Below are 9,463 nucleotides of genomic sequence, written 5' to 3'. Positions count from 1 at the left end.
CATTTTCTGGATGCGGTGCGGGCGGGTGAGCGTGCGGGTGTGGATCGGTGGTTGGAGGTTGGCCCGGACGCGGTGTTAGCCGCGCTGCTACCGGGTTGTTTGACTGCTGATCCGGTGGTGATCGCCGCCACCGGTCGCCGCCCCCGGCCCACCACCACTGACCAGCGCGACGCCACCGGAAACACCGCCCACACGGCGGTCGCCAACCAGCGCGACGCCACCGAGGTCACCGCCCAGGCGGCGGTCGGTGCTCAGACGGCAGCCGCCGACCAGCACGAGCGCGATGAGGTGGTCACTCTTCTCACCGCGGTTGCCCGGTTGTTCGTGACCGGGACCCCGATCGCGTGGGACGCGATCGTTCCGGCACCGGATGTGGAGTCGATTCCGGTGGCGCCGACGTACCCGTTCCAACGGGAACGGTTCTGGTTGGCTCCTAGTCCGGCCGTTGGGGACGCGTCGGCGTTCGGGTTGCGGCCGGTCACTCATCCGTTGTTGTCCGCCGCCGTCACCGTCGGCGAGCATCTGGTCCTGACCGGGCGGTTGACGGCGGCGAGAACAGCGTGGTTGGGCGAGCACGTCATCGCCGGCACCCCGATCCTGCCGGGTACCGGGTTCGTTGATCTGGCTATCCACGCCGGTGACCAGATCGGCGCCACCACCGTCGGGGAACTCACCCTGCACGCCCCGCTGACCATCCCCTCCGACGTCCAGGTCCAGATCACCCCGACCGGCACCGACGGCCACCACGACCTGACCATCACCTCTCCCACCGGCCTACACGCCACCGGCATCCTCACCACCGACGTCCTCACCACCGACAGTCGACCAGAAACCCACCCGGGCCTCACCGCTTGGCCGCCACCGGGCGCCGAACCCGCGGACATCAGTGACCTGTATCCGGCTCTCACCGCAGCCGGTTACGACTACGGACCCACCTTCCACGGACTCCAGACCGCCTGGACCGACGGCGATCACGTCTACGCCGACGTCGCGCTGCCCGAGGGCACCGACACCACCGGCTACGGCATCCACCCCGCACTCCTGGACGCCGCCCTGCACGCCATGTCCCTGACCCACCAGACCACCGAAACCCTGCTGCCCTTCGCCTTCACCGACGTCCGCCTACACGCCTCTAACGCCACACACCTCCGGGTCCACCTCACCCGCACCGGAGAACGCGAGGTGCGCGTCGATCTGAGTGACGCGGCGGGCGCGCCGGTGGCCACCATTGGGCAGCTGGGGTTGCGCGCCGTCGATCTGGAGCGGGTGACGCCGACGCCCAGCACCGACGGGCTTCTCGAAGTCCGCTGGGGCGCTGTGTCGATGCCGGCGGACGTCGATGTGGAGGGTTTCGCCCAGCTGGACGGGACCGGGCTACCGGGCTTGGCATCCTTTACCGGCGTGGCCGGCGTGCTGGCCGCCGCGGACCCGCCGACCGTGCTGATCGCTCGTGTGCCCGGCGGGACGGTCCGTGAGACCACCACCGGGACGTTGACGCTGGTTCAGGATTTCCTGGCAGCGCCGGAGCTGGCGGACACGCGGCTGATGCTGCTCACCGACGGCGGCGTGGTGACGGAGCCGGGCGAGCGGCTTCGCGATCCAGCGCAGGCCGCGGCGGGTGGGCTGATTCGGGCTGTGCAGGCCGAGCACCCGGGCCGCTTGCTGCTGCTCGACGGCGTAGACGCTGGTCCGGCCGAACTGGCGGCCGCCGTACGTCTGCAGGAGCCGGAACTGGCGTACCGCGACGGCCGACTCCTCGCTCCCCGGCTGGCATCGTTGCCGGTACCGCCGGTGCTGCCGCCGGATCCGTCGTGGCGGCTGGAGGCCGGCGACGGCACGCTCGAGGGTCTCGCCGTGCTCGAGCACGCACAGGCGCGAGCGCCGCTCGCGCCCAGCGAGGTCAGGATCGCGATCAGGGCGGCCGGCATCAACTTCCGGGACGCGATGATCGCCCTCGGCATGTATCCGGATCAGGCGCTGCTGGGCAGCGAGGGCGCCGGTGTGGTCGTGGAGACGGGCGCGGCGGTCACCGACTTCGCGCCCGGCGACCGAGTGATGGGTCTGCTGCCGGGCTCCTTCGGCCCGATGACTGTCGCGGATCACCGGATGCTCGCCCGAGTCCCGGACGGCTGGTCGTTCGCGCAGGCCGCGGCGGTCCCGGTGGTCTACACCACCGCCTACTACGCACTTGTCGACCTGGGCGGTCTGCGGTCCGGTGAACGGGTTCTGGTGCACTCCGCGGCCGGTGGTGTCGGCATGGCCGCCACCCAGCTGGCTCGTCATTTCGGCGCCGAGGTCTTCGGTACGGCCAGCCAGGGGAAGTGGGAGGTTTTGCGGCGTAACGGGTTCGACGACGCGCACCTGGCGTCGTCGCGTACGACGGACTTCGAGGCGGAGTTCTCGGCCGCGACCGACGGGCGTGGCGTGGACGTGGTCCTGAACTCGCTGGCCGGCGACTTCGTCGACGCGTCGCTGAGGTTGCTGCCGCGCGGCGGCCGGTTCCTGGAGATGGGCAAGACCGACATCCGGGCCGCCGACCGCGTCTCGGACGACCACGCCGGGGTCCACTATCGAGCGTTCGACGCGATCGAGGCGGGGCCGGACCGGATCCGGGAAATCCTGCGCGAGGTCCTCGACTTGTTCGCCCGTGGCGTGTTGACGTTGCCGCCGATCGGTGTCTGGGACGTACGCGCCGCCGGTGACGCGCTGCGCTTCGTCAGCCAGGCCCGGCACGTCGGCAAGGTGGTGCTGACCGTGCCGGCCCCGCTCGACCCCGATGGCACGGTTCTCATCAGCGGCGGCACCGGCGCGCTGGGCGGTCTGCTCGCGCGGCACCTGGTGGACCGGCACGGCGCCCGCAACCTGCTGCTGGTCAGCCGATCCGGCGACCGCGCCGAGGGCGCGACCGCGCTGGCAGAGGACCTGCGCGGGCTGGGCGCGGCGGTCACCCTCGCGGCGTGCGACCTCGGCGACCGTACGTCCGTCGAGAAGCTCCTCGCCGACGTGCCCGCCGAACATCCCCTGACCGCGGTCGTCCACGCCGCCGGCGTGGTGGACGACGCACTGGTCGAACGGCAGAGCCCGGAGCGCCTCGACACGGTGTTCCGGCCCAAGACCGACGCCGCCCGGCACCTGCACGAGCTCACGGCCACCTCCGACCTCGCAGCGTTTGTGCTGTTCTCCTCGGTGGCCGGCGTGTTCGGCAGTCCCGGCCAGAGCAACTACGCGGCCGCCAACGCCTATCTCGACGCGCTCGCCCGGCAGCGACGCGGCGACGGTCTGCCCGCGCTCTCCATCGCCTGGGGCTTCTGGGCACAGCGCAGCGCCATGACCGGACACCTGAGCGACGCGGACCGGCGTCGGATCGCCCGCTCCGGCATGCGCACGCTCTCCGCCGACGAAGGTCTCGCGCTGTTCGACGAAGCGCTGGCACGGCCCGCGGCCGCACCGGTGGCCGGTGGCATCGACCTCACACCGCTGCGCGGCGCCGAACCGGCCGCCGTTCCGGCCCTGCTGCGCGACCTGGTGGGCGCCACACCCCGGCGGACCGCGGCAGCCGCCGTCGAGGGCGGTGGCACCGATCTCACCGTACGCCTGGCCGCCCTGCCGCCCGGCGAACGGGACCGCTACCTGCTGGACCTGGTACGCGCGCACACCGCCACCGTCCTCGGCCATGCCGGCACCGCCGACGTCCCGGCCACGGCCGCGTTCAAAGAGCTCGGCTTCGACTCGCTCGCCGCGGTCGAGCTGCGCAACCGGCTGGCCACCGCCACCGGACTGCGGCTGCCGGCCACGCTCGCGTTCGACCATCCGTCCCCGGCCGCGGTCGGCGAATTCCTGCTCGGCGAGCTGGCCGGCACCGGCGCGCCCTCGGTGCTCGCCGAACTCGACCGCTTGGAAGCCCTGCTGCTGGGCGTGGACGAGGACGCCGAGCTGCACGCGGAGGTCGCGGTCCGACTACAGAACCTCTCCAAGCGCTGGACGGCCACCGCCGTACCGGAAGAGCGGGTTTCGGTGGCCGACGACCTGGACGCCGCCACCGACGACGAGGTGTTCGACTTCATCGGCAAGGAACTGGGGATCTCGTGACCGCGCAGCCCGTACCGAACCGCCCGGACAAGGAGACGGCCGTGGCCGACGAGGACAAGCTCCGCTATTTTCTCCGCCGCGTCACTGCCGACCTGCACGACACCCGGCGCAAGCTTGAGGAGTTCGAGGCGCGGGAGCAGGAACCGATCGTGGTGGTGGGCATGGGTTGCCGCTACCCGGGCGGCGTGCGCTCGCCCGAGGACCTTTGGCGTACGGCCGCCGAGGGCCGGGACGCGATGACCGAGTTCCCTGTCGATCGCGGCTGGGATCTCGACGCGCTGTACGACCCGGATCCGGACCGGCAGGGCACCTCCTACTCGCGGCACGGCGGATTCCTGCTGGACGTCGCGGACTTCGACGCCGGGTTCTTCGGTATCAGCCCGCGCGAGGCGGTCGCCATGGACCCGCAGCAGCGCCTGCTGCTGGAGGTGTCCTGGGAGACGATCGAGCGCGCCGGCATCGATCCCACGACGCTGCGCGGCAGCCGCACCGGCGTCTTCGTCGGCAGCAGCGGCCAGGACTACACAGCGCTGGTGCAGACCTCCGGCGGCAACGGCGGCTACCTGATCACGGGCAATGCGGCGAGCGTGGCGTCCGGTCGGCTCGCCTACACGTTCGGGTTCGAAGGCCCCGCCGTGTCGGTCGACACCGCATGCTCGTCCTCTCTGGTCGCCCTCCACATGGCCGGGCAGGCGCTGCGCTCCGGCGACTGCCGCCTCGCCCTGGCCGGCGGGGTCACCATCATGTCGACGCCCACACTGTTCGTCGAGTTCAGCCGGCAACGAGGGCTGGCCCCGGACGGGCGGGTGAAGGCGTTCGCGGCGGCTGCCGACGGTACGGCGTGGGGTGAGGGCGTCGGCATGCTGCTGCTGGAACGGCTCTCGGACGCCGAGCGCAACGGACACCCGATCCTCGGGGTGATCCGGGGCAGCGCGGTCAACCAGGACGGCGCGAGCAACGGGATCAGCGCGCCGAACGGGCCCTCGCAGCGGCGGGTGATCCGGCAGGCGCTGGCGAACGCACGGCTGTCGACGGCGGACGTGGACGTCGTGGAGGCGCACGGCACCGGTACCACGCTGGGTGACCCGATCGAGGCGCAGGCGCTGCTGGCGACGTACGGGCAGGGACGGGGGGCCGGCGAACCGCTGCTGCTGGGGTCGATCAAGTCGAACATCGGTCACACCCAGGCGGCGGCCGGTGTCGCGGGCGTCATCAAGATGGTGGTAGCGCTGCAGCGAGGGGAACTGCCCGCAACGCTGCACGTGGACGAGCCGACACCGCATGTCGACTGGTCGGCGGGCGCGGTCTCGCTGCTCACCGAGGCGCGGGAGTGGCCAGAAGTGGATCGGCCGCGCAGGGCGGCCGTGTCGTCGTTCGGTATCTCGGGGACGAATGCGCACGTGATCGTGGAGCAGGCTCCGGCGCCTGAGGCCGCGGATGTGGTGTCGCGGGAGTTGCCCGCCGTGCCGTTGGTGTTCTCCGCCCGTGGCCAGGCGGCTTTGTCGGCGTTGCGGGAGCGGGTTACGGATGACTCGGCCGCTACCGGTGCTGCGTTGGTGCGGCGGTCGGTGTTCGAGGATCGGGCGGTGCGGGTCGGTGACGAGCTGATCGAGGGCACCGCTGTGGCGTCGCGGGATCGTGTGGTGTTGGTGTTCCCCGGTCAAGGGGCGCAGTGGGTCGGCATGGGCGGCCAGTTGCTTGATGAGTCGCCGGTGTTCGCCGCCTGGGTGGCGGAGTGTGAGCCGCTGGTGGATTTCTCGCTGACTTCGGTGTTGCGTGGTGGTGATTTGGACCGGGTGGATGTGGTGCAGCCGGTCTCGTTCGTGGTGATGGCCGGGTTGGCGCGGGTGTGGCAGTCCCTGGGCCTGCCGGTGGCGGCGGTGGTGGGGCATTCGCAGGGTGAGATCGCCGCCGCGTACGTCGCGGGTCGGCTGTCGTTGGAAGACGCGTTGCGGGTGGTGGTGCAACGGTCCCGGATCGTTGGTCAGCGGTTGGCCGGTGCGGGGGCGATGGCGTCGGTCGGCCTGCCCGCGGATGAGGTGGAGGTGTTGTTGACCGATGGGCTGAGTGTGGCTGCGGTCAACGGTCCGTCGCAGGTGGTTGTTGGTGGTGATCCTGCCGAGGTGCAGGCGTTGGTTGCCGGGTGTGAGCAGCGGGGGGTGCGGGCTCGGTTGGTGCCGGTGGACTACGCGTCGCACACCGCCCAGGTCGACGTCATCCGCGAGGAACTCCTCACCGCCCTGGCCGGGATCACGTCACCGCCGGGTGCGCTCCCGATGTACTCCACCCTCACCGGCGGGTTGCTCGACGAGAGCGTGCAGCTCGACGCCGAGTACTGGTTCGCGAACCTCCGCTCGACGGTGCGGTTCGCCGACGCGGTTCAGGCGTTGACCGGTGACGGGTTCGACGTGTTCATCGAGTCCAGCGCCCACCCCGTGTTGACGTACAACATTGACGCCCCGGTGGTGGTCGGGACGTTGCGCCGTACCGAAGGCGGTTGGGATCGGGTTCTGCTCTCGGCGGCGGAGGCGTGGGTGCAGGGCGTCGCGATCGACTGGGCCACCCAGTTCGCCGGCGTCGCTCCCGCTGACCTGCCCACCTACCCCTTCCAACGCCAGCGCTACTGGGTGCCGGAACCGGAGACGAAGGCCGCGTCCGCCGACCCCGCCGAGGCGAAGTTCTGGGCCGCGGTCAGTGAAGGCGACCTCGCCGGCCTGACCGCCGCGCTCGACGCCGGAGGCGACGCGGAGCCGCTGCTGGCGCCGGCGCTGCCCGTGCTCGCCGACTGGCGCCGCAATCGGCAACGGCGGAACCGGATCGACGGCTGGCGCTACCGGCTGGCCTGGCAGCCACTCACCGGCGACCCGGCCACGCCCGTGCCCGGCACGTGGCTCGTCGTCACCCGGCCCGGCCTCGCCGCAGGCCTCCCGGTGGCACTCACGGCGGAGGTGACCCGTGCCGGCCTGACGGCCGCGCTCACCACCGCGGCCGCCCGGCACGGTGCAACAGTCGTCGAGACCGCCGTCGACTGGGACACGCCGGTGGCGGAGGCGGTCGCCGCGGCGCTCGCCGAGACCGGCGTCCCGGACCGCATCGTGTCGCTGCTCGGGCTCGACGACGCCACGGGCCTGCCCGACACCGTCGAGCTCGTCCAGGCCCTCGACGGGGTCGCCGCACCGCTGTGGTGCCTCACCTCGGGCGCCGTCAGCATCGGCCGGTCCGATCCGCTGCGCGAACCCGCCCAGGCGCGACTGTGGGGCCTGGGCCGGGTCGTCGCCCTGGAACACCCCGACCGTTGGGGCGGCCTCCTCGACCTGCCGCCGGAGATCGACGACCGGGTCGCCGACCGGGTGCTGACGGCAGTCGGCGGCACCTCGGGGGAGGACCAGATCGCCGTACGGTCGTCCGGCCTCTTCGCCCCACGCATGCGGCACCTGCCGGCCGGCGTCACGAACGGCCCGTGGCGTCCGCCCGCCGGCACCATCCTCATCACCGGCGGCACCGGCGCGCTCGGCGGACGGCTTGCCCGGTGGCTCGCCGAGCAGGGCGCCGACCATCTGCTGCTGCTCAGCCGTAGCGGGCCGACCGCCCCCGGAGTCGAGGAACTCACTGCCGAACTTCGAGCGGGTGGCACCGACGTCACAGTTGCCACCTGCGACGTCGCGGACCGGGCCGCGCTGGTGGCCGTACTGGAAACCATCCCTGCCGACCGTCCACTCTCCGGTGTCGTGCACGCCGCCGGCACGCTCGAACCCGGCCTCGTCGCCGACCTCACCCCGGAGACGGTCGCCGCGGTGCTGCGGTCCAAGGCGGATGCCGCGCGCCACCTCGACGAGCTGACCGCCGATGCCGACCTCGGCCTGTTCCTGCTCTTCTCCTCCGGCGCCGGCATCTGGGGCAGCGGCGGACAGGCGGCCTACGCGGCGGCGAACGCCTACCTGGACGCGCTCGCGCTGCACCGCCGGGCATCCGGCCGGCCCGCGACCGCGGTGTCCTGGGGCCCGTGGGCCGGCGACGGCATGGCCGGCGGCGACGCGGCCGACCAGCTGCGGCGGCGCGGCCTGCGGCCGATGCCGGCGGACGGCGCGCTCACGGCGCTGGCCACCGCGCTCGCCGAGGACGTGGCAACCATAACCGTCGCAGACATCGACTGGGCCACCTTCGCGCCCTCGTACACCGTGCACCGCGCCCGGCCCCTCATCGCCGACCTGCCCGAGGTGCAAGCCCTCGCCGATGATGACGATGCCAAAGCCGCCACCGGCGCGACCGGATCACCACTGGCCCGGAAACTCGCAGGCCTCTCCCGCGCCGCTCAAAAAGAAACCTTGCTTGATCTGGTACGCGTCGAAGCCGCGAAAGTCCTCCGCCACGACACACCCGGACAGGTCGAACCGGACCGCGCGTTCCGCGAACTCGGCTTCGACTCGTTGACGGCTGTGGACGTACGCAACCGGCTCGGCACCGCGACCGGGCTACGACTGCCCGCCACCGTCGTCTTCGACCACCCGACCGCCCGGCGCCTGGCCGAATACCTGGCGACGCGCCTCGTGCCGCACACCGAACAGGCCGCGGTCGCCGGGCCTGCCCCGGCGGCACCCGGCACCGACGAGCCGATCGCCATCGTCGCCATGGCCTGCCGCTACCCGGGCGGCGTCCGCTCGGCCGAGCAGCTGTGGCACTTGGTCGCCGACGGCACCGACGCGGTCGGCGACTTCCCCCGCGACCGCGGTTGGGACCTGGACGGACTCTTCGACCCCAACGGCGAGCAGCCCGGCACGTCCTACGCGTCGCAGGGCGCTTTCGTGCACGACGCCGCCGAGTTCGATCCGGCGTTCTTCGGGATCAGTCCGCGTGAGGCGCTGGCGATGGACCCGCAGCAGCGCCTGCTGTTGGAGACGTCGTGGGAGGCGTTCGAACGCGCTGGCATCGATCCCACCGCCGTACAGGGCAGCCAAACCGGCGTCTTCATCGGCGCCTCCCCACTCGGCTACGGATCCCAGCAGGCCGCCGCGACCGACGGCTACCTCCTGACCGCGAACACCGCATCCGTCATCTCCGGCCGCATCTCGTACCTCTTCGGCCTGGAAGGGCCGGCGGTCACCGTGGACACGGCCTGCTCCTCGTCACTTGTCGCGCTGCACTTCGCCATGCAGGCGCTGCGCCAAGGGGAGTGCGACCTCGCGCTGGCGGGCGGAGCGGCGGTGATGGCCACCCCGGCGGCCTTCGTTGAGTTCAGTCGGCAGCGGGGTCTTGCGGTTGATGGTCGTTGTAAGTCGTTTGCGGGTGCGGCGGATGGGACGGGTTGGGGTGAGGGTGTGGGGTTGTTGTTGGTGGAGCGGTTGTCGGATGCGCGGCGTAATGGTCATCCGGTGTT

1 protein-coding gene and 1 pseudogene are annotated in these 9,463 nt (G+C 71.9%); both read left to right on the top strand.

Annotated elements, in window-relative coordinates; genetic code table 11:
- The first annotated feature begins 39 nt into the window (after positions 1-39).
- Positions 40-4,089 (top strand): SDR family NAD(P)-dependent oxidoreductase, encoded by a 4,050-nt coding sequence (locus tag ACGFH8_RS35050; protein ID WP_393375989.1) that lies wholly within the window; start codon positions 40-42, stop codon positions 4,087-4,089.
- 41 nt (positions 4,090-4,130) lie between these two features.
- A pseudogene (locus tag ACGFH8_RS35045) lies at positions 4,131-9,463 on the top strand (type I polyketide synthase); the annotation flags it as partial.

This window comes from Micromonospora sp. NPDC049175, from assembly GCF_043197345.1.
In the GTDB taxonomy this organism is placed as follows: Bacteria; Actinomycetota; Actinomycetes; order Mycobacteriales; family Micromonosporaceae; genus Micromonospora.
The sequence above is the reverse complement of the archived record's forward strand: the minus strand, read 5'-3'. Positions and strand labels throughout refer to the sequence as shown.